The sequence below is a fragment of the Naasia sp. genome (assembly GCF_025465545.1).
Lineage (GTDB): Bacteria > Actinomycetota > Actinomycetes > Actinomycetales > Microbacteriaceae > Naasia.
Window position 1 is genome coordinate 81,519 of the sequence record NZ_JAODMK010000040.1, and the last position, 24,751, is coordinate 106,269.

General features: G+C 71.3%; 26 protein-coding genes. 14 read left to right on the plus strand and 12 right to left on the minus strand.

Annotated features, from left to right (window positions below):
- Positions 1-98: 98 nt before the first annotated feature.
- On the minus strand, positions 99-614 hold the full coding sequence (locus JWR33_RS10530; protein WP_297411775.1) for a MarR family winged helix-turn-helix transcriptional regulator: 516 nt from the start codon (positions 612-614) through the stop codon (positions 99-101).
- A gap of 91 nt (positions 615-705) precedes the next feature.
- Here JWR33_RS10530 and JWR33_RS10535 point away from each other — a divergent pair, with 91 nt between their 5' ends.
- A complete protein-coding gene (locus JWR33_RS10535; RefSeq protein WP_297411776.1) occupies positions 706-1,275 on the plus strand; it encodes an NAD(P)H-dependent oxidoreductase in 570 nt (189 codons plus the stop codon).
- A gap of 62 nt (positions 1,276-1,337) precedes the next feature.
- Here the strand turns inward: JWR33_RS10535 and JWR33_RS10540 are convergent, their stop codons facing one another.
- On the minus strand, positions 1,338-2,123 hold the full coding sequence (locus JWR33_RS10540) for a DUF1353 domain-containing protein (protein WP_297411779.1): 786 nt from the start codon (positions 2,121-2,123) through the stop codon (positions 1,338-1,340).
- A gap of 284 nt (positions 2,124-2,407) precedes the next feature.
- A complete protein-coding gene (locus JWR33_RS10545; RefSeq protein WP_297411781.1) occupies positions 2,408-2,779 on the minus strand; it encodes an FKBP-type peptidyl-prolyl cis-trans isomerase in 372 nt (123 codons plus the stop codon).
- A 26-nt stretch (positions 2,780-2,805) separates the two neighbouring features.
- On the opposite strand from JWR33_RS10545, the gene JWR33_RS10550 reads away from it, so the two are divergent.
- The gene (locus JWR33_RS10550) at positions 2,806-3,534 is read left to right on the plus strand and encodes a M50 family metallopeptidase (protein WP_297411783.1); all 729 of its coding nucleotides are present in this window, start codon (positions 2,806-2,808) and stop codon (positions 3,532-3,534) included.
- Here the strand turns inward: JWR33_RS10550 and JWR33_RS10555 are convergent.
- A complete protein-coding gene (locus JWR33_RS10555; protein WP_297411785.1) occupies positions 3,531-4,709 on the minus strand; it encodes a PrsW family intramembrane metalloprotease in 1,179 nt (392 codons plus the stop codon). The genes JWR33_RS10550 and JWR33_RS10555 overlap by 4 nt on opposite strands.
- Before the next feature lie 286 nt (positions 4,710-4,995).
- Between JWR33_RS10555 and JWR33_RS10560 the strand changes: the two genes are divergently transcribed.
- The gene (locus JWR33_RS10560; protein WP_297411786.1) at positions 4,996-5,298 is read left to right on the plus strand and encodes a hypothetical protein; all 303 of its coding nucleotides are present in this window, start codon (positions 4,996-4,998) and stop codon (positions 5,296-5,298) included.
- 112 nt (positions 5,299-5,410) lie between these two features.
- Here the strand turns inward: JWR33_RS10560 and JWR33_RS10565 are convergent, their stop codons facing one another.
- The gene (locus JWR33_RS10565) at positions 5,411-5,980 is read right to left on the minus strand and encodes a hypothetical protein (RefSeq protein ID WP_297411788.1); all 570 of its coding nucleotides are present in this window, start codon (positions 5,978-5,980) and stop codon (positions 5,411-5,413) included.
- A gap of 65 nt (positions 5,981-6,045) precedes the next feature.
- Positions 6,046-7,437, minus strand: a complete 1,392-nt coding sequence (locus JWR33_RS10570) for an FAD-linked oxidase C-terminal domain-containing protein (protein WP_297411791.1) — start codon at positions 7,435-7,437, stop codon at positions 6,046-6,048.
- A gap of 24 nt (positions 7,438-7,461) precedes the next feature.
- Between JWR33_RS10570 and JWR33_RS10575 the strand changes: the two genes are divergently transcribed.
- Positions 7,462-7,965, plus strand: a complete 504-nt coding sequence (locus JWR33_RS10575; RefSeq protein ID WP_297411792.1) for a DUF6328 family protein — start codon at positions 7,462-7,464, stop codon at positions 7,963-7,965.
- A gap of 21 nt (positions 7,966-7,986) precedes the next feature.
- Here JWR33_RS10575 and JWR33_RS10580 read toward each other — a convergent pair whose 3' ends face one another.
- Positions 7,987-8,949 carry a Ku protein gene (locus JWR33_RS10580; RefSeq protein WP_297411794.1) on the minus strand — a complete coding sequence of 321 codons (963 nt, stop codon included), beginning with the start codon at positions 8,947-8,949 and terminating at the stop codon, positions 7,987-7,989.
- Between the two features lie 74 nt (positions 8,950-9,023).
- Here JWR33_RS10580 and JWR33_RS10585 point away from each other — a divergent pair, with 74 nt between their 5' ends.
- Genes JWR33_RS10585 through JWR33_RS10600 form a run of 4 tightly spaced genes read left to right on the plus strand, consistent with a single transcriptional unit; the run spans position 9,024 to position 13,681 of the window.
- Positions 9,024-11,507 carry an ATP-dependent DNA ligase gene (locus JWR33_RS10585; protein ID WP_297411796.1) on the plus strand — a complete coding sequence of 828 codons (2,484 nt, stop codon included), beginning with the start codon at positions 9,024-9,026 and terminating at the stop codon, positions 11,505-11,507.
- Positions 11,504-12,547: a YihY/virulence factor BrkB family protein gene (locus JWR33_RS10590; protein WP_297411797.1), complete on the plus strand. Its 1,044-nt coding sequence runs from the start codon at positions 11,504-11,506 to the stop codon at positions 12,545-12,547. Before JWR33_RS10585 ends, JWR33_RS10590 begins: the two co-directional genes overlap by 4 nt.
- 9 nt (positions 12,548-12,556) lie before the next feature.
- Positions 12,557-12,838 (plus strand): hypothetical protein, encoded by a 282-nt coding sequence (locus JWR33_RS10595; protein ID WP_297411799.1) that lies wholly within the window; start codon positions 12,557-12,559, stop codon positions 12,836-12,838.
- 3 nt (positions 12,839-12,841) lie between these two features.
- Positions 12,842-13,681, plus strand: a complete 840-nt coding sequence (locus JWR33_RS10600) for a hypothetical protein (protein ID WP_297411801.1) — start codon at positions 12,842-12,844, stop codon at positions 13,679-13,681.
- An 11-nt stretch (positions 13,682-13,692) separates the two neighbouring features.
- On the opposite strand, the gene JWR33_RS10605 is transcribed toward JWR33_RS10600, so the two are convergent.
- Complete coding sequence (locus JWR33_RS10605; RefSeq protein ID WP_297411802.1) at positions 13,693-15,177, minus strand: aspartate ammonia-lyase; 1,485 nt, start codon at positions 15,175-15,177, stop codon at positions 13,693-13,695.
- A gap of 55 nt (positions 15,178-15,232) precedes the next feature.
- On the opposite strand from JWR33_RS10605, the gene JWR33_RS10610 reads away from it, so the two are divergent.
- Entirely contained in the window at positions 15,233-15,412 is a 180-nt protein-coding gene (locus tag JWR33_RS10610; protein ID WP_297411804.1) for a hypothetical protein, read from the plus strand.
- 4 nt (positions 15,413-15,416) lie between these two features.
- Here the strand turns inward: JWR33_RS10610 and JWR33_RS10615 are convergent, their stop codons facing one another.
- The 3 genes from JWR33_RS10615 to JWR33_RS10625 are packed head-to-tail and all read right to left on the minus strand — an operon-like array spanning position 15,417 to position 17,795.
- Positions 15,417-16,328 (minus strand): NADP-dependent oxidoreductase, encoded by a 912-nt coding sequence (locus JWR33_RS10615; RefSeq protein ID WP_297411806.1) that lies wholly within the window; start codon positions 16,326-16,328, stop codon positions 15,417-15,419.
- A gap of 7 nt (positions 16,329-16,335) precedes the next feature.
- A complete protein-coding gene (locus JWR33_RS10620; RefSeq protein WP_297411808.1) occupies positions 16,336-16,614 on the minus strand; it encodes a hypothetical protein in 279 nt (92 codons plus the stop codon).
- The gene (locus tag JWR33_RS10625; protein ID WP_297411811.1) at positions 16,611-17,795 is read right to left on the minus strand and encodes an inorganic phosphate transporter; all 1,185 of its coding nucleotides are present in this window, start codon (positions 17,793-17,795) and stop codon (positions 16,611-16,613) included. Before JWR33_RS10625 ends, JWR33_RS10620 begins: the two co-directional genes overlap by 4 nt.
- 125 nt (positions 17,796-17,920) lie before the next feature.
- Here JWR33_RS10625 and JWR33_RS10630 point away from each other — a divergent pair, with 125 nt between their 5' ends.
- The 5 genes from JWR33_RS10630 to JWR33_RS10650 all read left to right on the plus strand — a co-directional run bounded on the left by JWR33_RS10630 (position 17,921) and on the right by JWR33_RS10650 (position 22,358).
- Positions 17,921-18,109, plus strand: a complete 189-nt coding sequence (locus JWR33_RS10630) for a hypothetical protein (protein ID WP_297411813.1) — start codon at positions 17,921-17,923, stop codon at positions 18,107-18,109.
- A gap of 73 nt (positions 18,110-18,182) precedes the next feature.
- The gene (locus tag JWR33_RS10635; RefSeq protein WP_297411814.1) at positions 18,183-18,599 is read left to right on the plus strand and encodes a hypothetical protein; all 417 of its coding nucleotides are present in this window, start codon (positions 18,183-18,185) and stop codon (positions 18,597-18,599) included.
- Between the two features lie 99 nt (positions 18,600-18,698).
- On the plus strand, positions 18,699-18,866 hold the full coding sequence (locus tag JWR33_RS10640) for a hypothetical protein (protein ID WP_297411816.1): 168 nt from the start codon (positions 18,699-18,701) through the stop codon (positions 18,864-18,866).
- 7 nt (positions 18,867-18,873) lie between these two features.
- Positions 18,874-20,238 carry a phosphotransferase gene (locus JWR33_RS10645; RefSeq protein ID WP_297411818.1) on the plus strand — a complete coding sequence of 455 codons (1,365 nt, stop codon included), beginning with the start codon at positions 18,874-18,876 and terminating at the stop codon, positions 20,236-20,238.
- Complete coding sequence (locus JWR33_RS10650; protein WP_297411820.1) at positions 20,235-22,358, plus strand: S9 family peptidase; 2,124 nt, start codon at positions 20,235-20,237, stop codon at positions 22,356-22,358. Before JWR33_RS10645 ends, JWR33_RS10650 begins: the two co-directional genes overlap by 4 nt.
- Positions 22,359-22,434: 76 nt before the next feature.
- Here JWR33_RS10650 and JWR33_RS10655 read toward each other — a convergent pair whose 3' ends face one another.
- Positions 22,435-24,564, minus strand: coding sequence for a DEAD/DEAH box helicase (locus JWR33_RS10655; protein ID WP_297411825.1), 2,130 nt, complete (start codon positions 24,562-24,564; stop codon positions 22,435-22,437).
- Between the last annotated feature and the right edge of the window lie 187 nt (positions 24,565-24,751).

The following is a 24,751-nucleotide window of genomic DNA, read 5'->3' on the forward strand; positions in this document are numbered from 1 at the left end:
TCCGTCGTCACCCTGCACCCCACTTCATGGCCGCGTCGTGCGCCTGACGGCGCGACCGCGGCTCGTGGAAAATCCGGGGATCGAGTCTACTTCGTCCGTCAGGACGCCGCTTGCTGTTCCGGCTCGCCGCGGAGGATCTCGTCGGCGCGCGCGCAGGAGGCCGGGTTGAGCATGTCGACGATGCGCACTGACGCGGCGGCCAGCACGGCCTTCTCCTCCTCGGTGAGCAGGTCGAAGAACAGCCGGCGGAGCTCCGTGGCGTTCCCGCGAGACGCGTTGAGGATGGCGCGACGGCCGTCGGGCAGCAGCACGACCCAGGTCCCGCGGAGATCGGTCGGGCACTCGCGCCGCTCGACCAGGCCTCGGGCAGCCATGCGCGTCACCTGGTGCGAGATGCGGCTCTTCTCCCAGCCCAGGAGCTCAGCGAGGTTCCCGGCCCGGAGCTGACTGTCGGCGGCGTGGAAGAGCGAGAGGAGAATCTCGAAGTCCGCTCCGGAGATGCCGGCATCCTGCTGCAGCCGGTGCTCCAGCGCACGGTCGAGCTCGCGGCGCATGGCGACGAACGAGCGCCAGACCGCCCAGTCGGCATCGCCGATGTCGCTCACCTCGCTCACCGGCTCAGGCTACCAGGGTCAAGTTGACACGTCACCTATTTCCTCCATACTGGTGACGCGTCAACAAACGCCAGAACCAACAAGGAGCACAGTGCCTGACCTCAAGATCGCCATCATCCTCGGCAGCACCCGTCCCGGCCGCAACGGCGAAGCCGTCGCCAAGTGGGTCCTCGACAAGGCGAGCGCCCGCACCGCCGCGACCTACGAGCTCATCGACCTCGTCGACTTCCCGCTCCCGCACCTCGATGAGGCCGTTCCGCCCTCGATGGGCCAGTACGCCGGCGAGCACACCAAGGCGTGGGCCGAGAAGATCGCGGGCTACGACGGCTACGTCTTCGTCACCCCGGAGTACAACCACAGCACCTCCGGCGTGCTGAAGAACGCGATCGACTACCTCTACGCCGAGTGGAACAACAAGGCGGCCGCCTTCGTCGCGTACGGCTCCCTCGGCGGCGCCCGCGCGATCGAGCACCTGCGGGGCATCTCCGCCGAGCTGCAGATCGCCGACGTGCGCCAGCAGCTCAGCTTCTCGCTCTTCACCGACTTCCAGAACTTCTCGACCTTCGCTCCCGGCCCTCAGTACGAGGCCGCCGCGATCGTGATGTTCGACCAGCTGGAGTCGTGGGCGACCGCCATGAGGACAGTCCGCGCCGCCGCCTGATCCCCGCTGCGCACTGCCGTCGCCCGAGCGCTCTCAGCGCTCGGGCGACGGCGCGTTCGGCGTCAGCGCCCGTCGCCCGCTTCCCGCACCCGGCGAGCGGCACGCTCCTTGGCGCGGCGGGTTCGCCCGAGCGGACCGGACTTCGGTCGGGGCCCCCGTCGGCCGCCGAGCAGCCACCCGGCGAGCTCCAGCACCAGAAGCAGGCACTGGCCGAGGATCGCCACGATCGCGACGGGCAGGAACAGCACGCCCGAATAGCTGAGGATCCGCACCGGTGACCCGTCGCGTCCCCAGGCGAGCGAGGCCAGCGCCGGCAGGGCGAGAAGGGCGAGGCCGGGCCAGCCGAGGAGCCCGGAGAGCCCCAGCCAGATCGCCGCGATGCCGGCGAGCACCTGCAGAGCGAGCAGAACCGCCTGCCAGCGCCGGGCACCCCAGTAGCGCTCGACCGACACGGCCGACCAGAGGAGCGCGGTGCGCAGCGGAGTCGTCCCCGTCTCCCGGAGCGCCACCTTGAAGATGCGGTCGGCCTCACGGCGCTGCGCGATCCACACCCGGGTGTCGGGATTCAGCGACTCCCACCACAGCTGGTCGTGCAGCAGCGCGGGCGCGGTCTGCCTGCCGTGACTGGAGATCAGACCCCACAGGAACGTCGGCACCGACGCGAGATCGGTCGCATTCGAGCCCTTCGCGGGGCGGTGTTCGTCGTGCGCGCGCACCACGATGCGCTCCTCCTCCGGCCTGCCCTGCTCCAGGTAGCTGAAGGGTCGGAGCAGCTGGAAGGTGCCGGGAGCGCGCTGCAGGAGCGCGACGCGATCCAGCCGTCTGCCGTCCTCGCGGAAGAAGGGCACGTCAGCACCTCCCCACTCGGCACGCGGCGGACCGGCGCGCACTCTGCTCACCGCTGCCCGTCATCGCCTCAGCCTAGAAGCGCCGGCCTGGCGACTGGGGCGGCGAACTGGGGCGCGGCAAGGTCTTGTCGCACCCGGCGGATCGGCGCATTCTGGAACCACTAGAAGAACTCGTCGGACCAGGCGCGTCGGAGGCATCGCCCCGCCACTGGCCGACGAGTTCTTTTTGTCCGCCCCGATCCGTTCGTGCTCCTGACGCTCGCGAACCGGGGGGAGGGCTCAGGTCAGGAGACGCCGAGCAGGTCGATCACGAAGATCAGCGTCTTGCCGCTCAGGCGGTGGCCGCCTCCCGCGGGGCCGTAGGCGAGTGCCGCCGGCACCACGAGCTTCCGCCGTCCGCCCACCTTCATGCCGGGGATGCCCTGCTGCCATCCCGCGATGAGGCTGGTGAGGGGGAAGTTGATCGACTGCCCGCGACCCCAGGACGAGTCGAACTCCTCGCCGGTGTCGTACTCGACGCCGAGGTAGTGCACATTGACGGTGGATCGGGGCGCGGCCTCCTGGCCGTCGCCGACCACGATGTCGGTCACCTCCAGCGAGGTGGGGGCGGGGCCTTCCGGCGCGTCGATTTCGGGCTTGGCACTGAGATCAGTCATGCGGTCAGTCAAGCGAGAATGGCCGGGTGGAGCAACTCGGGGACCTGTGGGGGCGGGTGCTCCAGACGAGTGCTCCCCTGGAACCGGCGGCGACGATCGCCGCGCTGGTCGTGGCAGCAGCCGCCGTCCTGACTCCCGTGTGGCGGGTGGCGCGGCACGCGGTGACCCTGGTGCACGAGGCCGGCCATGGCTTCGCGGCGACCGTGACCGGGCGCAGACTGAGCGGCATACGGCTGCATTCGGACACGTCAGGAGTCACTGTCAGCGTCGGCAGGCCCAGCGGACCGGGCATGGTGCTCACTCTGCTGGCCGGGTATCCGGCGGCCGGACTGGTCGGGCTCGGCGCCGCCTGGCTCGTGGGTCTCGGGCACGCGACGGGCGCGCTCTGGGCGCTGCTCGTCCTCGTCGTGCTCGTGCTGGTGCAGATCCGCAACTGGTTCGGGCTCTGGTCGGCGCTCGTCGCGGGCGGCGGAGTCTTCGCGGTGACCTGGCTGGCGCCTGCGGACTGGCTGCCGCTCGTGGCGGTGGCCGTGTCGGGCTTCCTCCTGCTGGGCTCGGTGCGCACCACCCTCGAGCTGCAGGGAGCGCGACGGCGGCAGGGAAGGTCCCGTCGCGGCAGCAGCGACGCCGACCAGCTGGCGCGGGTCACCGGCGTGCCGGGCGCGCTGTGGGTGACCCTCTTCCTCCTCGCCGGCACGGCATGCCTGGCGCTCGGCGTCGTCCTGCTGCTGCGCCTGCCCCTGCCCTGGGGCTAGCTCACCAGTGCCCTGCGGTCCTCGCTGATCGACACGAGCAGCGACTGCTCATCGGGAGCCGAGCCGATCGCCGATCGGCCCACGACCAGCCGGTGCCGGGTGTGTGCCAGGCGGGTGGAGTCGCGCACGAAGCGCCTCATCGCGCCCACCCGGCTGGAGCCGTCCGCAGCGGCGGGCTGCGACCGCGCCCAGGCGAGCGCCCTGCGGCGCCCCGTCCAGGTGGAGAGGAGGTCCACCTCCCCCGGCGTGAACCAGCCGACCTCCGCGTACTCCGCCAGGTGCGCGCGGGTGATGGCGCGCTCATGGCGGCGGAGGAGCACGACGAGCACCACGGCGAGCAGGAACAGCGGCACCTGCACGAGCAGGTAGTAGCTGATCAGGTCGGTGACGAAGTAGAACGCGCCGTTCCAGAGCGCGTGGAGCATCACGGCGGGGATCAGGCCGAGCAGGAAGAACCCGATCGCGCCGATGGGGCCGGTGCGCCGGGCGGCGAGACCCAGGGCGAGTCCGGTGCAGGTCGTGAACATCACGTGCGCGAACGGCGAGAAGATGCCGCGCACGAGCAGGGTGCTGCCCAGCTGAGTGCTGCCGCCCTCCACCAGGGAGTTGCCGAAGTAGAGGATGTTCTCAGTGAAGGCGAAGCCTCCCGCGACAGTGGCGGCGTACACGACTCCGTCGAGCGGGCCGTCGAAGTAGCGGCGCGCGAACCACAGGATCAGCAGCACCCCGAAGCCCTTCGCGCCCTCCTCGACGAGTGGCGCCTGCACCACGGAGGCGGTGAACTCGCTGGGGGCGGGTCCGCCCGCCGACGCGGAGATCTGCAGCGACAGGTCGACCAGCAGCGCGATGACGACGGACGCGCCGGCGCCCCAGAGGAAGGCGAACCAGAGCGCCGTTCGCGGCTCGGGCTCCCAGCGGTCGATCCAGCGGACCGTGAGGAGCACGATCACGAGCGGCACGAGGGCGGACACCGCCGCTATCCCCACCCCGGCGACCCCGAATGCCACGGCGAAGTAGGCCAGCACCGCCAGCAGCAGGAAGGCCCCGATCACGATGCCGAGCGCGGCGAGCACCACCGCAGCAGTGCCTGCGCGCGCGGGCTGGCCGTTCTCCCAGAGGGGGTGGACGGGGGCGGGAGCGCCGGCGGGAGCGCCGTGGCCATTCAGGCTCGTCATGGGGACACCATATCGGCGCAGCAGGGCCCTCCGAAGGTTGTTCCGACCGGCATCGCGCCCTCTGATGGGGCGGGCCAGGCGCGGGAGCGGGAATCGTGCGCCGTACCCCGCGAAACGCCCCCGTCCGCGCGCCCCCGAAACGCCCACTTAGCGCAGGAACACGCGGAACGCACGGGGCTTGACTTCTCGCACACGGACGCGATTAGCCTGTCGAATTATTGTTGTCGTACCCCAATGGCGGGAGTACGGTTGAGCACTGCACGGCGTCGTGCGAGGGGAGCCAGCCATGAGCATCAACAGGACTGCGGAAGCAGATCGCCCGATGGATCAGTACGACCAGAGCAGGCAGTACCACCCCTTCGCCAAGCAGATCGACGACGACCAGTGGATCGTCGAGGTGCCAGGGGCTGAGCGTCCGCTGGGCTTCGTCCGCGCTCGGGTGTCGGTCGCGACCGGGCAGCTCGAGTTCGTGGTGTTCCCGTGGCATGACGAGTCGATCACGGTGTCCCCGTACGACGGTTCGCACCCCACGCTCTTCCACGCGGTCTCCTGGCTGCGGTGGCGGATGAGCGGCCAGATCTTCTTCTGACCCCTGGGCCATCCTCCCCGCGCAGACGAGCGCATCCGTACGGCCGAACGGCAACGGCACGCCGTTGCAGGATGGCCGGAGGGTCGCGTTCGTCGGCGTCAGCGGTGGCGCGTCACTCGGCGCCGGTGCTCAGGGAGTCCATCTCCACCTCAGCCTCGCGGTCGCGATGCGGCCTGAGATCGTCGTCGAGCGGCACCCTGCCGACGGTGTTGAAGACGTTGGTGGCCACCATGAGCCCGGCGAAGGCGACGAGGAGGACGCGCTCCGGCGCCGAGAACTCGGCTGACAGCGCGTCGTACAGCTCGTCCGGGATCGCGTGCGGGTCGCGGGCGAGCTGCCTGCCGAAGGCGGCGAGCAGGCGCTCACGCTGGCCGCGGGGCGGCCCCTCGGGATCCCGGCCGGCATCGAGAAGGACCCGGCGGAAGAACAGCGAGCACACGGTGCTGCCGTTCTCGTCCGAGATCGCGTAGGCGAACAGGCTCACGCCGGCATCGCCGAGCACCGCCGCCAGCTCGTCCCGCAGGGTGTACCACTCCAGGTAGGCACGGAAGCTCGGCACGTGGCCGAGGAGGGTGGCGCGCGTGTTGGTGATGGGCCGCCCATGGGCGTCGAGCTGCTGATTCCTCGCGGTGCGGGCCTCGTCGCTGAGAGCGCCGTCGGAGGGAATGGGCAGGAATTCCATGGCCTCAGCCTAGGTTCCCGCGGCACTCCTGCCCAGGGCCGGGTGGAGGACGGCAGGGGCCGCGGTCAGGGGAACACCTTGCCGGGATTCAGGATGCCGAGCGGGTCGAAGGCTGCCTTGATCCTCCGCTGCAGCTCGTACTGGTCCGGCCCCAGCTCACGCTCGAGCCACCGCCGCTTGAGCAGTCCCACCCCGTGCTCGCCGGTCAGGGTTCCGCCCAGGGCGAGCGCCGCCTCGAACAGCTCCCCCGCCGCCAGCCACACGACGTCCGGCACGGTCCCGTCCTGCTCGCCGCCGGGTGGGAGGACCAGGTTGGGGTGCAGGTTGCCGTCACCGGCGTGGGCGATGGTCGGGATGGCGATGCCATGACGGGCGGCGATCCGCTCGACCGCGTCGAACATGTCCACGAGCCGCGAGCGCGGCACCGCGACGTCCTCGATCAGCACCCGGCCGAGGCGCTCGAACGCGGGATGCGCGCTTCGCCGGATCCTCAGCAGCCGCTCGCCCTCCTCGGGGTCGGTCGTGAGCTCGGCGTCTCCCCCGTGCTCGAGGAGGATGCCGAGCGCCTCGGCGGCCTCCACCCCCGCTCCGTCGCCGTCGGTCTGCACGAGCAGGTAGGCGCCCCCGCGCGTCGCCGCCGGCACCGTTCCCGCCTCGCCGGCGAGGTAGGCCTCGATCGCCGCGAGCGAGGCCGCGTCCAGCAGCTCGAGGGCAGCGGGACGCAGGCCCGCCGCGGTGATCGCGGATGAGGCCGCCGCGGCGGCGCGGACGCTCGGGAAGTACGCCCCGAGCGTGGCGACGTCGCCCGTCGGCAGCCGGCGCAGCTTGAGCGTGGCCCGCACGATGACCCCGAGGGTTCCCTCGGAGCCGATCAGCAGCGCGGCGAGGTCATATCCGGTGACGCCCTTCACTGTCCGGTGCCCGACCTCGATCGTCCGGCCGTCGGCGAGCACCACCGTGAGCGCGAGGACCGCCTCCCGGGTCACCCCGTACTTGGCGCAGAGGATGCCGCCCGCGTTCGTCGCGATGTTGCCGCCGACCGTGGAGATCGCCTTGCTCGCCGGGTCCGGCGCCCACCACAGTCCCTGCTCCCGGAGCGCGGCATTGAGATCGCCGTTGAGGATGCCCGGCTCCACGACGGCCACCTCGTCCGCGACGTCGACCTCGAGTATCCGGTCCATGCCCCGCAGTGAGAGCACGATCGATCCCGCATCCCCGATCGCGCCGCCCGCGAGGCCGGTGCCCGCACCCCGCGGGACCACGGGCGTCCTCGTCTCGGTCGCGATGCGGAGCACGGCGGCGACGTCCTCCGCCGACCTGGCCTCCACGACGGCGAGCGGCGCCGCAGCGCTGCGGAAGCCGCTCTTGTCCTCACGGACCGCGTCGAGGCGTGAGGGCTCGAGCACGAGCGCCTCTCCCAAGACGGCGCGGAGCTTGTCAATCACCTGGTCGGTCATGCGGTCAACTCTAGGATTTCGGGCATGGCGGACAGAAAGCGCAGCGACCGCTCGTCGGGCGCCAGGGATGACGGGCGGAACGAGTCGGAGGCGGAGAGGCTCGACCGCAACTGGAACGAGCTGCTCCAGGAGCTGCGGGTCACCCAGACCGGCACCCAGATCCTCACCGGCTTCCTGCTCACCCTCGCCTTCCAGCCGAAGTTCCAGGACCTCGACGCCTTCCAGGTCACGGTCTACCTCGCGCTCATCGCCCTCGCCGCCCTGAGCACCGCGCTCGGACTCGGACCGGTCAGCCTGCACCGCGCCTTGTTCCGGCAGGGCGCCAAGAAGGAGATCGTGACCGTCGCGGACCGGCTGGTGCAGGCGATCCTGCTGTGCGTCGGGCTCGTGATCACGGGGGTCGTGCTGCTGATCTTCGACGTCGTCCTCGGCCGCACGGCCGGCGTTGTGGCGGGCGTCGTGACCGCGATCATCGTCGTGTCGGTGTGGCTCGTGCTCCCCGCCGCGCAGCGCATCCGGGACAGCTGAATCCCGGACACCGGGCTGCGGTCAGGCGGAGGCGCGCTTCCGCTTGGGCGCCGCCCGCTTCGGCTCATCCGCCGATTCGGGCGCCTCATCATCGTCGGCCGACTCCGTCTTCTTGCCCTTGCCGCCCTTCTTGCCCTTGGCCGGCTTCTTCTCGTCCGAGGGAGCGTCCTCCGGCTCCTCGTCGCCGCCCTTCCTGGCCGAGCGGTTCCGCTCGACGCTGCGGCGCAGGGCCTCCATGAGGTCCAGAACCTCGCCGCCCTCGTCCTCGTCGCCGGACTCGCCGAACGTCTTCTGGGTGTCGATCGCATCGCCCTGCTCGAGCTTGGCGTCGATCAGCTTGCGCAGCTGCTCCTGGTACTCGTCGGTGAAGTCCCCGGGCGTGAAGTCGCTCTCGAAGCTCGCCACCAGGGACGAGGACATCTTGAGCTCCTTCTCGGAGATCGCGACCTTCTCGCTCAGCGACGTGAAGTTCGCCTCACGCACCTCATCGCCCCAGAGGAGGGTCTGCAGCACCAGCACGTCGCCGCGAACGCGGAGCGCCGCGAGGCGCATCTTCTGCCGGATCGCGAACTTGACGATCGCGGTGCGGTCCGTCTGCTGCAGGGTCTCCCGCAGCAGCACGTAGGCCTTCGGCGAGCGCGAGTCGGGCTCCAGGTAGTAGCTGCGCTCGAACATGATCGGGTCGACCTGGTCGGTCGGCACGAACTCGACCACGTCGATCTCGCGATTCTGCTCGACCGGGAGGCTCGCCAGGTCGTCCGGCGTGATCACGACCGTGCGATCGCCGTCGTCGTACGCCTTCTGGATGTGGCTGAACTCGACGACCTCGCCGTCGATCTCGCAGATGCGCTGGTAGCGGATGCGCCCGCCGTCCTTGTCGTGCACCTGGTGCATGGAGACGTCGTGGTCCTCCGTGGCGCTGTAGACCTTGACGGGCACGTTGACCAGGCCGAAGGTGATCGCGCCCTTCCAGATGGACCTCATACCTCCAGTATTCCCCGTTTGATCAGGCGAGCGGTAGCGTTGACAATCCGGTTCGGCACCAGGACGGAGGGGTCATGGCGCGCTCCAGCGGCGACACGGTGGAGGTCGACGGCCGCCGTCTGCGGCTCACTCACCTCGACAAGGTGCTCTACCCGGAAACGGGCACCACGAAGGCGGAGGTCGTCGACTACTACACGCGCGTCTCGGCCGTCCTGCTCCCCCACACCCGGGACAGGCCGCTCACCCGCAAGCGCTGGGTGAACGGCGTCGGCACCGAAGCGAAGCCCGGCGAGGTGTTCTTCCAGAAGAACATCGACGACGGGGCGCCCGACTGGGTGCGGCGGCAGGTGCAGCATCACAAGTCGCACACGATCGAGTACCCGATCCTGAACGACCGGGCGACCCTGGCCTGGGTGGCTCAGGTGTCCTCGCTGGAGCTGCACGTGCCGCAGTGGCGGTTCGACGCGCACGGCACGCCGCAGAACCCGGATCGCCTCGTGCTCGACCTCGATCCAGGGCCGGGCACCGGACTGGCCGAATGCGCCGAGATCGCGCGGCGGATCCGCCCCATCCTCGAGGGCGTCGGCCTGGTCTGCTTCCCCGTCACGAGCGGCAGCAAGGGCATCCACCTCTATGCGCACCTCGACGGCACCCGCACCAGCGAGCAGATCTCCACCTTTGCGCACGAGCTGGCGCGGGCGCTCGAGGCGGACGATCCGGACCTGGTGGTGAGCGACATGAAGAAGTCGCTCCGGCTCGGCAAGGTGCTGGTGGACTGGAGCCAGAACAGCGCGGCGAAGACGACGATCGCCCCGTACTCCCTGCGCGGGCGGGCGCACCCCACCGTGGCGGCGCCCCGGACGTGGGAGGAGCTCGACTCCCCCGGACTCGCCCACCTGCGCTTCGACGAGATGCTCGAGCGGGTGGCCCGCGACGGCGACCTGCTCGCCGAGCTCGATCCCGGCCGGGTGCTCGAGCCGACCCCCGAGCGGATGGCGAAGTTCGAGACCACGGCCGAGAGCGCCGACCGGCTCGCCAAGTACCGGAGCATGCGGGATGCCGCGAAGACGCCGGAGCCCGTTCCTGCCGGCTCGCCGACGACCCCGTCCGACGGCCGCAGCTTCGTCATCCAGGAGCACCACGCCCGTCGACTGCACTACGACTTCCGCCTCGAGCGCGACGGCGTGCTGGTGTCCTGGGCCGTGCCGAAGGGCGTGCCGGAGGACCCGAAGCAGAACCACCTCGCGGTGCACACCGAGGATCACCCGCTCGAGTACGGCACCTTCGAGGGCCGGATCCCCGCCGGCGAGTACGGCGGCGGCGAGGTGACCATCTGGGACGCCGGCACCTACGAGCTGGAGAAGTGGCGGGACGCGGAGGTCATCGTGACTCTGCACGGGCGCGCGGGCGGCCCCCTGGGCGGCCCGGTGAAGGTCGCCCTGCTGAAGACCGGTCACACCCCCGACGACGAGAAGAACTGGCTGATGCACCGCATGAAGCTCCCGGTCACCTCCCATCCCGCCGATTTGCCCACTTCGGTCGCAGAATCGGTAGGAAATGCGACCGAAGTGGGCAAGTCGGCGGTGCGCGAGGTGCTCGAGCGCGGACCGATGCTCGCCACGCTCGGCTCGGTCGACACGGTCGGCAGCGGTCAGGATTGGGCCTTCGAGATGAAGTGGGACGGCATCCGCGCGCTGGTCGAGGTGCGCGACGGCGGGGTGCGGGTGGTCAGCCGCAACGGCAACGACCTCACCGCCGCCTACCCGGAGCTCGCCGGTGTGCCGGCAGCCGTGTCGGCCGCGACCGCGCTGCTGGACGGGGAGATCGTAGCCATCGGCCGTGGCGGCCGCCCGGACTTCGGGCTGCTCCAGCAGCGGATGAACCTGATCCGGGACGCCGACATCCAAGCCGCCCGCCGCTCCGCGCCCGTGCATCTGATGGTCTTCGACCTCCTGGAGGCGGACGGCCGCGCACTCACTGCGCTGCCCTACACGACGCGACGGGAGGAACTGACCCGGACCGTCTCCTCCGCCGGCGTCGTGCAGGTGCCGCCCGAGTTCGCCGGATCGGACAGCACCGTGCACGAGGCCCTCGACGCCAGCCGAGAGCTCGGGCTCGAGGGAATCGTGGCCAAGCGACGCGACTCGCTGTACTCCGCCGCCCGGCGATCGCCGTCCTGGGTGAAGATCAAGCATCACCTGATGCAGGAGGTCGTGATCGGCGGTTGGCGTCCCGGGCAGGGCGGTCGCAGCGGGCGCATCGGGTCGCTGCTCCTCGGAATCCCGGGCGGCGACGGGCTGACCTACGTCGGAAAGGTGGGCACCGGGTTCACCTCCCGGGACCTCGCCGCCATCGCCGAGCGGCTCGCGCCGCTCGAGCAGACCGAGAGCCCCTTCACCGACATCCCGCGTGCCGACGCGAAGGACGCCCATTGGGTGGCCCCTCGGCTCGTCGGCGAGGTCGAGTTCGCCGAGTGGACCGGCCCCGGCCGGCTGCGGCAGCCGTCCTGGCGCGGCTGGCGGCCCGACAAGGATCCGGATTCGGTGGTGCGCGAGTGAAGGAGCGACTGCTCGGGGTGCGCGAGTGGAGGTACGCGCTGCGGCGGACGGGGCACACGTTCATCCGCGCACGCGGGTACGACGCGGCGGCGGGACTGACGTTCTTCTCCGCCATCACCCTGTTCCCCGGCGCACTGGCGATCATGTCGGCACTGGCGCTCGTCGACGGCACGAAGCCGGTCGGCTTCGTGCTCGCGGTGCTCAGCGAGGTCGCCTCCGACGAGATGGTCGCCACCATTCGCAGCCCGCTCAGCCAGTTCACCGAGTTCCCCAATCCGGGCGGTGCCTTCCTGATCGGCTTCGCCCTGACCCTCTGGACCGGCTCCGCGTACTCCACGGCCTTCGGGCGCGCGGTGAACACGCTCTACGGCGTGCAGGAGGGGCGGCGCATCTGGAAGTTCCGCGGGCTCATGCTGGTCGTCACCTTCCTGCTCACCCTGGGGCTCTCGGCCGCGCTGCTCCTGCTGCTCGGCACGCCCCGAGTGGTCGACGCCGTCGCCGAGGTCGCCGGGATCGGCGAACCGTTCGTCACGGTCTGGAACGTGGCGCGCTGGCCGGCGCTCGTCGCCCTCGCCTCCGCCCTCATCGCCCTGCTCTTCTACTGGACGCCCACGGTGGACCGGCAGACGGTCCCCTGGTTCTCGACGGGCGCTCTCCTCGCCCTCGCGGGCTGGGCCGCGGGGACCGGCGGCCTGTGGCTCTACGTCACGAGCATCGCCCACTACGACGAGCTCTACGGCTGGGTGGGCGGGGGCCTGGTGGTGCTGCTGTGGCTCTATCTCAGCAACCTGATGCTGGTGCTCGGCGCGGGACTCGACGCCGAACTCGTGCGGGTGGGCCAGCTGCGGATGGGCATCGAATCGGAGTCGACGATCCGCGTTCCGATGCGCGACACCGCCCGCAACCTGGTCATCGCCCGCTCGCTCGCCCGGGACGAGGCAGAGGGACGAGCGCTCCGCGAGGAGGCCGAGCAGGGGCGGAAGCGGTCCGCGGATGCAACCCCGGGAACCTCACCGGCGACCGGGAGCGCCCCGGCGTAGGCTGGCGCCATGGACGAGACACGCGAGAACCCGGACGGATCGAGCGTGGAGGCGGACTTCTCGATTCCCGAGGACGCCGACTTCACCACCCCGGGCGATCCGCTCGAGGACGACGGCCGCACGGCGGAGGAGAGCCGCCTCGCGGCCACGCCGGGCGACCCGCTGCACCCCGACGCGGCGCACACCGCCGCCGAGAGCCGCCAGAACGCGACCCCCGGCGAGCCGCTCCAGTTCGACGGCGGATCCGGCTCCGGCTCCGCCACCCCCGGCAACCCCCTCAAGGAGGAATGACCGATGCGCCTTCGCATCCTCTTCGCCGTCGGCGCCGGACTCGGCTACGTGCTCGGCAGCCGAGCCGGCCGTGATCGGTACTTCCAGCTCAAGCAGAAGGCGGACGGGGTCTGGAACGACCCGCGCGTGACCAAGGCGCGGGAGGACTCCCTCCGCTACGCCAAGGAGCAGGCGCCGGTCCTCCGGGAGGCCGCCGTGGACGCCGCCGCGCGCACCGCTGAGGTCACCAGAGATCTCGCGGGCCGGACCGCGACGACCGCCAAGGATCTGGCCGAGAAGACGGTCACGACCGCCAGGGACGTCGCCGACCGCACCGTGACAACAGCACGAGACCTCGCCGACCGCACGAGCCACTCCGCCAGGGACCTCGCCGACCGCACCTCGGGCGCGGCGAAGGACCTCGCCGACCGCACCTCGGGCGCCGCGAAGGGCGCCGCGTCACGGGTCACCGGTGCCGCCACCGACGCGCGCGGCCGAGTCTCCGGCACGGCGAACGACGTGCAGAAGCGCGTGGGCGACCGTGCGGACGAGCTCAAGGAGCGCAGTGATCGTGCCATCCGCAGCGCCGCCGAGGCACGCGACGACGCCCTCGCGTCGCTCGACGACGAGGACGAGTCCACCGACACCGGGGCCGTGACCCAGGTGTTCGAGGAGACCGTCGTGACGTCCGGTCCCACCACGTCCGTCGAGGAGACGGCGACCACGGTCGTCGCGCCTCCGCTCGAGGACGTGCCGGGACCCGAGGACGACGCGAGCGTCACGGCCGACGAGCAGGCACCCGTGTCGTTCGGCGCCGGCGACGTCGCAGCGGACCCGGAGGGCCCGGCCGGGAGCACCCGCTAGCGCGGCACCCGTCAGCGCTCGGCGGGCGCAGGGAACTGCTGCACGGGCGGCAGCACCGGGATCGGCGCTGTCGTGGTCGGCTGCCCCGCGAGGCGCTCGAGTGCGAGCAGTCCGGTGACCTCCTCGCGGGTGAGCAGTCCCGACTCGACCACGAGGTCGGCCACGTCCCGCTGCCCGGCGAGAGCCTGCTTGGCGAGGGCCGCCGCCGCGGTGTAGCCGATGTAGGGCGTGAGCGCCGTGACGATCCCGACCGAGGACCCCACCATCTGGCTGAGCCTGCGCTCGTTCGCGGTGATGCCGTCAACACAGTTGACCCGCAGCGTGCGGCACCCGTTCTCCAGCCAGGTCAGGCTCTGCAGCAGCGAGTGGGCGATGATCGGCTCGAACGCGTTGAGCTGGAGCTGGCCCGCCTCCGCCGCCATGGTGACGGTGACGTCGGCCCCCGCAACCGAGAACGCGATCTGGTTGACCACCTCGGGGATCACCGGGTTCACCTTGCCCGGCATGATGGACGACCCCGCCTGGCGCGGCGGCAGGTTGATCTCGCCGAAGCCGGCCTGAGGCCCCGACGAGAGGAGCCGCAGGTCGTTGCAGATCTTGGACAGCTTGATGGCCGACCGCTTGAGGGTGCTGGACAGGGTCATGAACACCCCGGCGTCCGAGGTGGCCTCGACGAGGTCCTGCGCGGTCACGTGGTCGTAGCCGGTGATCGCCCTCAGCTGGTGGTTCACCGCCGCGGCATACCGGGGATCGGCCGTGATCCCGGTGCCGATCGCGGTCGCCCCGAGGTTGTGCTCGTACAGCAGCGGTGACGTCTCCCGCAGCCGGGAGTGGTCCTCCCCCAGCGTCACGGCGAAGCTGCGGAACTCCTGCCCCAGCGTCATCGGCACCGCGTCCTGCAGCTGCGTGCGCCCCACCTTGAGCACGTGCGCGAACTCCCGGCCCTTGTACGCGAAGGCGAGCCGGAGCAGGTCCAGCTCGTCGAGGAGCTGATCGAGCCCCGTGCAGAGCGCCACCTTGAGCGCGGTCGGGTACACGTCGTTGGTGGACTGGCTGCGGTTCACGTCATCGAGCGGATGCAGGAACTCATAGGCGCCCTTCGGGTGCCCCGCGAGCTCGAGCGCACGGTTCGCGATCACCTCGTTGGCGTTCATGTTGGTGCTCGTCCCCGCACCGCCCTGGACGACGCCCACCACGAACTGGTCGTCGAGGAGTCCTGCGCGAACGTCCTCGCACGCCGCCTCGATGAGCTGCGCCTTCTCGGCGGTCAGCACGCCGAGCTCCGCATTGGCGCGGGCTGCAGCGAGCTTGACCGAGCCGAATGCGCGCACGAAGTGCGGATACACCGAGATCGGCCGGCGGGAGATGGGGAAGTTGCTCAGGGCGCGGGCGGTGTGGATCCCCCAGTAGGCCTCCGCCGGGATCTGCAGAGAGCCGAGCGAGTCGCGCTCCGTCCGGGTCGCGGGGGCATCGGGAGGTGCAACGTCGTTGTTCACGATGCGACCCTACCCATGGACGCCCCCGTTCACCGTGCAGAGCTACGCTGTGGCGATGGACGACAGGATCAGCGACTCCCTCAGCGAGGATTCGGGCACCGACGTGCCGAGCGAGAGCGGCGCGGGCGGCCTCGGCACTCCCTCGATCGATCCCGCGGGCGTCGCGCTCACGAGACAGCCCTCGATGGACCTCCCGGTCGACGAGGACCAGGACAATACCGCCAACCCCATCTAGGGCGTCAGAAGCGCAGGACCACCTTGCCGCGCAGGTGGCCGCGCTCCAGGTGCTCGTAGGCGGCCACGACCTCCTCCACCGGGAACACGCGATCGATCGGGAGCCGAAGCTCCCCGTCGGCGATCAGCGCCGCGACGGCCGCGAGAGTGCCGGAGTCGGCCGGTGTCCTCGGCAGGTCGGCGGTGCCGAGCTCGGCCGCGGCGTCCCGGTCGGCGATCGTGACGATCCGCTCCGGGGCCGTCCCGAGAGCCAGCCCTGCCTCGATCGTCTCCCGGCCGGAGTTGTCCAGCACCACCGTCACGCCCTGGGGCGCGACGGCCCGCACACGGTCCACCAGGCCCTTCCCATAGCGCACGGGAACGATGCCGAGGGAGGTGAGGAAGGCCGCGTTGGAGGTGCCTGCCGTCCCGATCACGATCGCGCCCGCACGTCGCGCCAGCTGGGCCGCGAGCACCCCGACCCCGCCCGCGGCCGCGCTGACGAGCACCGTGTCACCGCGGCCCACCCCGGCGAATGCGACGGTGTCCCAGGCGGTGCGGCCCGCCGTGTCCAGTGCGGCGGCCACCTCGACCGGGAGGGTCGCGGGCCGGCGCACGAGGGCATCCGGCTTGGCGAGGACGTGGTCCGCCTGCGCGGAGAACGGCGCCCGGCCGAGGACGGCGTCGCCCAAGGCGAATCCGTCGACTTCCTCGCCGACCGCATCGACGGTGCCCGCGAAGTCGCTGCCGTTGCCCGCCGGAAAGCGCACCTCCCCGGTCAGCCCGCGGCGGCGCTTGGTGTCGAACGGATTCAGCCCGGCGGCTTCCACCCGGACCCGTACCCGCCCCGGCGGCACGTCGGGGACCGGGACCTCCACCAGCTCGAGCACCTCGGGTCCGCCGAAGCGCGAGAAGCGCACCGCACGCGAGGAGCTCATGCGCCGCTCAGCCGTGCAGCGCCGGGATGATGAGATACACCCCGAAGAGGACCCCGATCGCGCTGAGCACGAAGAAGACGATGCCGCCGAGGGTCGCCGAGCGGGGACGGGTGGGATCGCTCACGTCGTCGGTCTCGTCGTCCCTGGGCTTGCCGACGACCACCGCCTGGTCCGCCGGCGGCACCGCCAGCAGCTTGATTCCGATCGAGAACAGCGTGACGACGACCGCCGCCGAGCCGATCGCCACGAGGCCGACGAGAAGGAGTGCACTCCAGTCGATGGTCATGCGGTCTGGCTCCTCGGTGGCTTCTTCGGCTTGACCTTCTTGATCTTGACCATCTGACCCGCCGCGTTGACCTCCTTCTCGAGGCTCGCGCTGTCCACGCGATCGTTCCTCGAGAGCACGAAGATCGCCACGATGAAGGCGAGACCGAGGATCGCGTCGATCACGATGCCGACGAACCCGAGCTGCGTGATGAAGGCGGCCAGCGCTCCGACGACGCCGGCGGCGGGGAGCGTGAACAGCCAGCCCACGACGATCCGGCGCGCGGTCGCCCAGCGCACCGACGAGCCCCGGCGCCCCAGGCCCGAGCCGATCACGGAGCCCGAGGCCACCTGGGTGGTGGAGAGGGCGAACCCGAGGTGACTCGAGGCGAGGATCGTGGCCGCCGTGCTCGTCTCCGCGGCGAAGCCCTGTGCGGGCTTCACCGAGGTGAGGCCGGTGCCCATGGTGAGGATGATGCGCCAGCCGCCCGAGTAGGTGCCGATGGCGATGGCGACGGCGCACGAGGCGACGACCCAGAACTGCGGCCCCTCCCCCGCTTCCTGCATGCCGGCGGCGATGAGGGTGAGCGTGATCACTCCCATCGTCTTCTGTGCGTCGTTGGTGCCGTGCGCGAGCGCGACCAGGGACGAGGAGAAGATCTGGCCGTACCGGTACACGCCGCGGCCGTCCGGCCTGCCATCGTGCCGGCGGGTGATCGCGTAGGCGATGCGGGTGGCCGTGAAGGCCGTGAGGCCCGCGATCAGCGGAGCGAACAGTGCGGGGAGGAGCACCTTGGAGGCCACGACGCCGAAGTCGATGGCGCCGACGCCCGCTCCCACGAGCGCCGCGCCGATCAGGCCGCCGAAGAGCGCGTGGCTGGACGACGAGGGCAGCCCGAAGAACCAGGTGACGAGGTTCCAGACGATCGCGCCGATCAGGCCGGCGAAGATGAACTCCGGTGTGATCTGCACTCCGCCGCCGCCTTCGCGGATGATGCCGCCCGAGATCGTCTTGGAGACCTCGGTCGAGAGGAATGCGCCCACCAGGTTGAGGACGGCGGCGAGCGCCACCGCCACCTTCGGCTTCAGGGCGCCCGTGGCGATCGGGGTCGCCATGGCGTTCGCCGTGTCGTGGAAGCCGTTGGTGAAGTCGAAGAAGAGGGCCAGCGCGATCACGAGGACGACGATGAGGGTCAGATCCATCGGGGAACCCCGCGATATCCGCCGCCAGAGTGGAGAAACACGGCACGACTCTATCGAGTGGGGCGCCCAGCGCCCGAACCGGCGGCCGCTATGCCGCGGCGGGTCGCGGGCGTAGCGTCGCACGCATGGACGAGAAGGACAGCACGGGCGGCCCGGAGGGCGTCGGGGCCGCCGACGCGTTCGAGGCGAAGCACTCCCCCGAGCAGGACGGCGAGGACACCACGCCCGCCCACGAGCAGCAGCTCGCGGAGGAGGCGGACGCCCGCGCGGACTCCGCCTACAACGATCCGATCGGCGGCATGCCGATCGCCTGAGCACCTCCTCAGCGGACGTCCAGCAACCCGGGAGGCGCCCGGGTTAGCGTCGGGATCCTGTCCGAGGAGAGGTGTGAGCGTGGAACTCGGGTCGCTCGCCCTGCGCTATGTGCCGTTCCTCGCGATGTTCGCGATCGGGCTGCTCGTGACCCTCGACGCCCGCGTTCGAGTGAAGCGCCCCGGCCGGATGCGCTGGCTCGCGCCGGTGCAGCTGCTCCTCGCCATCGGCATGGTGGTCCTCGCGATCGTGGCCATCGTCGTCTCTCCCGAGATCGGCCTGCTCGAGGCGACCGGGGCGGGCAAGACTCCCCCCGCCTTGACGGCGACGCTCGCCGCGTTCATCGCCGCGGGCGGGCTCGGGCTGCTCACGCTGGCCGGCGGGCTGGCGTGGCCGGCGAGGCCCCATCCCCGCAGAGGCCTCACGTCGATCGCCCTGCTGCTGGACGGGCTCGGCATGGTCGTCGCCGGCATCCAGTCGACCCTCGCCTAGCGGCGCCTGGAGCGCCCAGCAGGGTCGCCCACCGTGTGCCCCCTTCGCTGCGCAAGTCAAGAGGGGGCGCTCCCTCTGGCGTCGTCCTAGGCTCGGGGCATGGACGACATCAGCGACGAGCGCGTTCCCGACCAGCACCCGGAGGGCGGCCCCGGCGACTCCGGCGAGCTCGACGAGGAGCTCGTCAACGGCGAGCTCGAGTCGAACGACCTGCCCCCGCTGCCCACCGGGACCGGCCCAGCCGACGGCCCTGCGCCCGCCGCTTGAGCGCCGCGTGACCAGCGACAGCTCCCGGCTCTCCTCCCCGGGCGGCTCCCTCCACCCGGACCTCGCAACCTGGATCGCCGAGCAGCGGTGGTTCTCGGGCAAGGGCGGCACGCCCGAGCTCGCCCAGGTCGGGCGATGGAGGCCCGACGGCGCCGCCGGCGTGGAGGTGCTCCTCGTGCACGACCGGCGTGGCGGCGCCCTCTACCAGGTGCCGCTCGTCACGCGTCCCGCCGTCCCCGGTCGCGAGCCGATCCTCACCGTGCAGGACGGGGCGGTCTACGACGGGCCGCACGACGAGGCCTTCGCGGCCGCACTGCTCACCCTCGTGTCGGCCGGCGGCTATGCGGGCGGAACGGGCGCCAGCGCCGAAGGCGAGCCCGCGGGCGGCCCTCCCCTCACCTATCGCTCCTCCCAGGTCCTCCGCGGCGAGCAGTCCAACACCTCGATCATCGTGCGGACCGCCGACGACACGGGCGCCGACGCCGAACCGGTGATGATCAAGCTCTTCCGGGTGCTGCACCCCGGCGACAACCCCGACGTGGTGCTGCAGACCGCCATCGCGGCCGCCGGATCCGACCGCGTGCCCCGGTCGATCGGGTCCCTTCGGGGCTCATGGGGAGACGGCGCCACGGGGCACCTGGCGTTCGCCCAGGAGTTCCTGCCCGGCACCGAGGACGCCTGGCGGGTCGCCACGCGAGCCGTCGACGCAGGCGAGGACTTCGCCGCGCGGGCGCGGGCGCTCGGGCAGGCGACCGCGGAAGTCCACCGGGTGCTGGCATCGGCGCTGCCGACCGCCGAGCCAGACGCCGCGCGGGTCTCCGCCCTGCTCGCCAGCATGCGGTCCCGGCTCCAGGCGGCCCTCGAGGTCGTGCCGAGCCTCGCCGAGCGCGCCCCGGCGATGGACGCCGTCTTCGCGGAGGCTGCGGCGGAGCCGTGGCCGCTGCTGCAGCGGGTGCACGGCGACTACCACCTCGGCCAGGTCCTGCTGGTCCCCGATCGGGGCTGGGTGCTGCTCGACTTCGAAGGCGAACCGCTGCGTCCGATGGCGGAGCGGTCGCAGCCCGACCTGGCCTTCCGGGACGTGGCGGGCATGCTGCGCTCCTTCGACTACGCCGCAGGCGCCTCCCGCGAGGGCGATCCGGGCGTGCAGCACGCGCGGGCCACCGAGGAATGGGCGGCCTCCGCCCGCGAGGGGTTCCTGTCGGGCTACCAGGAGGGCATCGGCGCGTCCCTCGACGCGCATCGTCGCCTCCTCGCGGCGCTCGAACTGGACAAGGCGCTCTACGAGGCGGTCTACGAGGCGCGCAACCGGCCGGACTGGCTCCCCATCCCGACGGCGGCCATCGAGCGACTGGTTAGCCTGGGGGCGTGAGCGTTCCTCCCGTCGCCAAGCGCGTCCCCACCTCTCGGAGCCACCACGGCGACACCGTCGTCGACGACTACGAATGGCTGAGGAACAAGGACGACCCGGAGGTGCTCGCGCACCTCGAGGCGGAGAACGCCTACACGGAGGAGTCGCTGGCGGGGCTCGAGCCGCTGCGTGAGCGGATCTTCGAGGAGATCAAGGGCCGCGTCCGGCAGACCGACCTCTCCGTGCCCTCTCGCGAGGGGGCCTGGTGGTACTACACCCGCAGCGAGGAGGGGAAGCAGTACGGCATCGCCTGCCGTGCGCCCGTGACGACCCCCGACGACTGGACGCCGCCGACCCTCGAGCCGGGGGTGCCGGTCGAGGGCGAGCAGGTGCTCCTCGACTCGAACCTCGAGGCGGAGGGGCACGACTTCTTCTCGCTCGGCAGCTTCGACGTGTCGGCGGACGGCCGCCTGCTGGCCTATGCGGTGGACCTGGTCGGCCACGAGCGGTACACGCTGCGCCTCCGGGACCTCGAGACCGGCGCGGATCTGCCGGACGTGATCGAGGACACCGCGCCCGGCGCGCTCCTCTCCCTCGACGCCCGGCACATCTTCTACACGACCGTCGACGAGGCGTGGCGGCCCGACACCGTGTGGCGGCACGACGTGGGCGCAGGGGGCGAGGACACCGCCGTCTTCCACGAGCCCGACGAGCGGTTCTGGGTCGGCGTCGGCATGTCCCGGTCCCGCCGGTTCCTCACGATCGAGCTGGATTCGAAGGTCACCAGCGAGGCGTGGCTGCTGCCCGCGGACCAGCCGACCGGCGAGTTCCGGGTGGTGTGGCCGCGCCGGGAGGGCGTGGAGTACTCCATCTCGCATGCGGTGCTCGAGGGCGAGGACCGCCTGCTGATCCTGCACAACGACGGCGCGACGAACTTCGAGCTCGTCTCCGTCCCGGCGGCGGATCCTCAGGGCGAACGGGCCGTCGTGCTCGCCCACGACCCGCAGACGCGACTCGAGGACGTCAGCTCGTTCGAGCACCACGTGGCCGTCTCCTTCCGGCGGGCGGGGCTCGCGCGGGTGGGGCTCCTCGCCCTGCCCGGCCTCGCGGCTCCCTCCTCCGTGGGGCCTGGCCTGCTGCACGAGATCGACTTCGACGAGCCGCTCTTCACCGCGCATCTCGGCGCCAACCCGGAGTGGAGCCAGCCCACCCTGCGGCTCGGCTACGGATCCTTCGTCACGCCGTCGACGGTCTTCGACTTCGATGTGCGCACCGGCCGCCTCCGGCTGCTCAAGCGGCAGGAGGTGCTCGGCGGCTACGACCCGACCGACTACGACCAGCGCAGGGTCTGGGCCCGTGCGGAGGACGGGGCGATGGTTCCGATCTCGCTCGTCGCGCGCCGCGAGGCCTTCGACCGGCCGGAGACGGCGGGCCCGCCGCCGGTGCTGCTGTACGGCTACGGGTCCTATGAGGCGAGCATGGATCCCTCGTTCTCCCCCTCACGGCTCTCGCTGCTCGACCGCGGTGTCGTCTTCGCCCTCGCCCACGTCCGCGGCGGCGGGGAGCTGGGCCGCGAGTGGTACGAGCAGGGGCGGCTGCTCGCGAAGCGCACCACCTTCACGGACTTCATCGCGGCGGCGGACCACCTGATCCGGGAAGGATATGCGACCCCGAGCCGACTGGTCGCCGAGGGCGGCAGCGCGGGCGGCCTCCTGATGGGCGCCGTCGCGAACCTCGCGCCGGACCGGTTCGCGGGGATCCTCGCCAGCGTCCCGTTCGTGGATCCGCTGACCTCGATCCTCGACCCGTCGCTTCCGCTCACCGTGATCGAGTGGGACGAGTGGGGCAATCCGCTCGAGGATCCCGAGGTGTACGAGTACATGAAGTCGTACTCGCCGTACGAGAACGTGGCGGAGCTGCCGTACCCGCGGATCCTGGCGATGACCAGCCTCAACGACACCCGGGTGCTCTACGTGGAGCCGGCCAAGTGGGTCGCGAAGCTGCGCGAGGTGGGCGCTCCGGTGCTCCTCAAGACGGAGATGAGCGCCGGCCACGGCGGCGTCAGCGGCCGCTACAGCGCCTGGCGCGAGCGGGCGTTCGAGCTCGCCTGGATCCTGGACGTCCTGCACCTCGCCGACTAGCGCGCGACGAAGTGCCCGTTGCGGCGGGAAGTGGCCCCTATAGCGGGCACTTGCCGCCGCAACGGGCACTTCTCGACTAGCGGCGGCGGCCCGAGTCGATGGCCTCGTCGAGGAGAAGCATCAGGGCCTGCAGCTGGATGGAGCTCTCCGCAGTCACGTCGGAGTCGTCGCCGTCGAGGGCGCGGGCCGCGAGGCCGGCCTTGCTGTCGATGAGCTCGGCGATCTTCGAGTCGATCGTGTGCGCAGCGATGATGCGCCACGCGGTCACGGGGACCGCCTGGCCGATGCGGTGCACCCGGTCGATCGCCTGCTGCTGTTCGGCGGCCGTCCAGGACAGCTCGGCGAGGACCACGTCGGACGCGGCCTGCAGGTTGAGGCCGACGCCGGCCGCGGTGAGCGAGCAGACCGCGGCCCGCACGTCCGGATCGTTCTGGAAGGCGTCGATCTCCTTCTGCCGGGCGAGGGCCGTCTGGTCCCCCCGGATCGACACGGTTCGGATGTCGCGGCGGGCCAGGATCTGCTCCGCCTGGTCCATCACGTCGATGTGCTTGGCGAAGAAGACCACCTTGCCCACCGAGCGCGCCAGTTGGGCGGCGTAGTCGGCCGCGAGAGCCGCCTTCGCCTGGCCGATCTTCCGCACCATCGTGAACACGTTCTCGCCGGTCTTGGCCGCCTTCGACTCGTCGAGCTCGGCCTGCGCGACGAGACGGACGACCTCGGCGCGCTCGGTGCGGCTGACGGAGGCCGGGTCGGTGCCCCGGTTGCCGAGCACCGCCCGGTACCGGGTCAGCAGGCGCGAGCCGAGCTCCCGCTCGGCCTGCCGGATGGAGCGGCCCAGGTCGTCGTCGAGCTCGACCGGCAGGTCGACCACGCGCTTGGCGGGCAGGTCTGCTGCGACGTCGATCTTGCGGCGGCGCACGATCCCCATGTCGATCACGGCCTTGCGCGCCTCCGGGAAGAAGCCGAAGTCGGCGGGCGTGAGCCCGGTCTCCTCGAGCCGCGACAGCAGCGTCGGCCGCGGTCCCTTGTCGTCGATCCAGCCGAGGAACTGCCAGATGGCGCGGAAGTCCTCGACGCTGTTGATGAGCGGCGTTCCGGTGAGGGCGATCATCAGCGGGTCGCGGTTGCGCTCGCGGAGGCTCGCCGCGAGCGACAGCACGTTGCGCGAGCGCTGCGAGGTGAGGTTCTTGATGAAGTGCGCCTCGTCGACGACCATGCCCTTGAAGCCGAGGGTGCGGAGCCAGCTCATGTGCCGGTCGAGCACCTCGTAGTTGATGACGACGACATCGGCGAACGCGTCCAGATCCTCGCCGTCGCCGTGGATCACGGTGGCGCGGCGGGTGGGCGTCCACTGCTCCACCTCGCGCGCCCAGTTCATCTTGACGACGTTCGGCACGACGGCGAGCAGCGGATAGGCGTCGGCGACGGAGGCCGCGATGAGGCTCTGAGCGGTCTTGCCGAGGCCCGGCTCGTCCGCGAGCAGGAAGGTGCGGTGACCGCGCTGCACGCCTTCGAGGAAGCGGGACTGGTGGTCCATCAGCTGCAGGCCGGCGGGCGCGAAGCGATCGCGATCGGTCGGGTCGGGCAGCACCATCGTCGCCGCGTTGCCGCCGGAGCCGTACTCGAAGCTCTTGAAGAGCGGGCCGATGAGCTCCCAGTTCGCCAGGCGCCGCGCGGGCACCGGCGGCACGTATGCGGCATCGAGGTCGGGGGCCAGGAACGGGTTGGCGAGCTGGCGGGCGCGCACCGATCCGGGGATCACCTGGCGCTCGGCTGCCTCGCCGGACGCGGCCGGCCCCTGCTCCGGCTCCTCCTCGGCGACCTCGATGCCGGCGTCCTCGAGCATCCGCCGGCGCAGCGACCTTGCGGCGTCGCTCGGCGCCTTGTCGCTCTCCAGCAGGGCGATGAGGGAGGTGTCGCGGGCCGCCGTCTTGGCGAGGATCGTCGCGACGCCGTCCAGCCGCTTCAGCAGCTCGGCGCGCTCCGGCTCGGTGACCTCGGTGTCGGCCTTCGCCCGCTGGCGCTCCTCACGCATCAGCAGCGCGATCACCTGGAACTTGGTGCGGTTCGCGGGACTCACCGGGCCCCGCTGTGCGGCGCCCTCGATCTCGCGCACGGCGCGCGCCAGGACGGGGATGATCCCCTCGTTGTCAGCGGTCTTGCCGCCTCGCGCACGCGTCGCCTGCGCCTGGCTCGATCGAGCCATGGTCCTCCTCGAATAGGTCCGCACAGGGCGGGGTTCGGGTCGAGCGGTCGGTCCTCATCTTCAGGACGCGCCGATCGAGGATCTCCCTGTCGAGCCGAGCAACCCGAAAGCCGGGGTCGGTTCGTGCAGATTGCGGGATTCCGGGGTCTATTCTAGCGCGCCGGACCGCTCCCGGCGGCACAGGCGC

Excerpts from the sequence above, each read along its gene's own strand:
- JWR33_RS10545 (WP_297411781.1), bottom strand. The coding sequence starts at position 2,779 with ATGACTGATCTCAGTGCCAAGCCCGAAATCGACGCGCCGGAAGGCCCC.
- JWR33_RS10555 (WP_297411785.1), bottom strand. The coding sequence starts at position 4,709 with ATGACGAGCCTGAATGGCCACGGCGCTCCCGCCGGCGCTCCCGCCCCC.
- JWR33_RS10560 (WP_297411786.1), top strand. The coding sequence starts at position 4,996 with ATGAGCATCAACAGGACTGCGGAAGCAGATCGCCCGATGGATCAGTAC.
- JWR33_RS10565 (WP_297411788.1), bottom strand. The coding sequence starts at position 5,980 with ATGGAATTCCTGCCCATTCCCTCCGACGGCGCTCTCAGCGACGAGGCC.
- JWR33_RS10570 (WP_297411791.1), bottom strand. The coding sequence starts at position 7,437 with ATGACCGACCAGGTGATTGACAAGCTCCGCGCCGTCTTGGGAGAGGCG.
- JWR33_RS10575 (WP_297411792.1), top strand. The coding sequence starts at position 7,462 with ATGGCGGACAGAAAGCGCAGCGACCGCTCGTCGGGCGCCAGGGATGAC.
- JWR33_RS10580 (WP_297411794.1), bottom strand. The coding sequence starts at position 8,949 with ATGAGGTCCATCTGGAAGGGCGCGATCACCTTCGGCCTGGTCAACGTG.
- JWR33_RS10585 (WP_297411796.1), top strand. The coding sequence starts at position 9,024 with ATGGCGCGCTCCAGCGGCGACACGGTGGAGGTCGACGGCCGCCGTCTG.
- JWR33_RS10595 (WP_297411799.1), top strand. The coding sequence starts at position 12,557 with ATGGACGAGACACGCGAGAACCCGGACGGATCGAGCGTGGAGGCGGAC.
- JWR33_RS10600 (WP_297411801.1), top strand. The coding sequence starts at position 12,842 with ATGCGCCTTCGCATCCTCTTCGCCGTCGGCGCCGGACTCGGCTACGTG.
- JWR33_RS10610 (WP_297411804.1), top strand. The coding sequence starts at position 15,233 with ATGGACGACAGGATCAGCGACTCCCTCAGCGAGGATTCGGGCACCGAC.
- JWR33_RS10615 (WP_297411806.1), bottom strand. The coding sequence starts at position 16,328 with ATGAGCTCCTCGCGTGCGGTGCGCTTCTCGCGCTTCGGCGGACCCGAG.
- JWR33_RS10620 (WP_297411808.1), bottom strand. The coding sequence starts at position 16,614 with ATGACCATCGACTGGAGTGCACTCCTTCTCGTCGGCCTCGTGGCGATC.
- JWR33_RS10625 (WP_297411811.1), bottom strand. The coding sequence starts at position 17,795 with ATGGATCTGACCCTCATCGTCGTCCTCGTGATCGCGCTGGCCCTCTTC.
- JWR33_RS10630 (WP_297411813.1), top strand. The coding sequence starts at position 17,921 with ATGGACGAGAAGGACAGCACGGGCGGCCCGGAGGGCGTCGGGGCCGCC.
- JWR33_RS10640 (WP_297411816.1), top strand. The coding sequence starts at position 18,699 with ATGGACGACATCAGCGACGAGCGCGTTCCCGACCAGCACCCGGAGGGC.
- JWR33_RS10655 (WP_297411825.1), bottom strand. The coding sequence starts at position 24,564 with ATGGCTCGATCGAGCCAGGCGCAGGCGACGCGTGCGCGAGGCGGCAAG.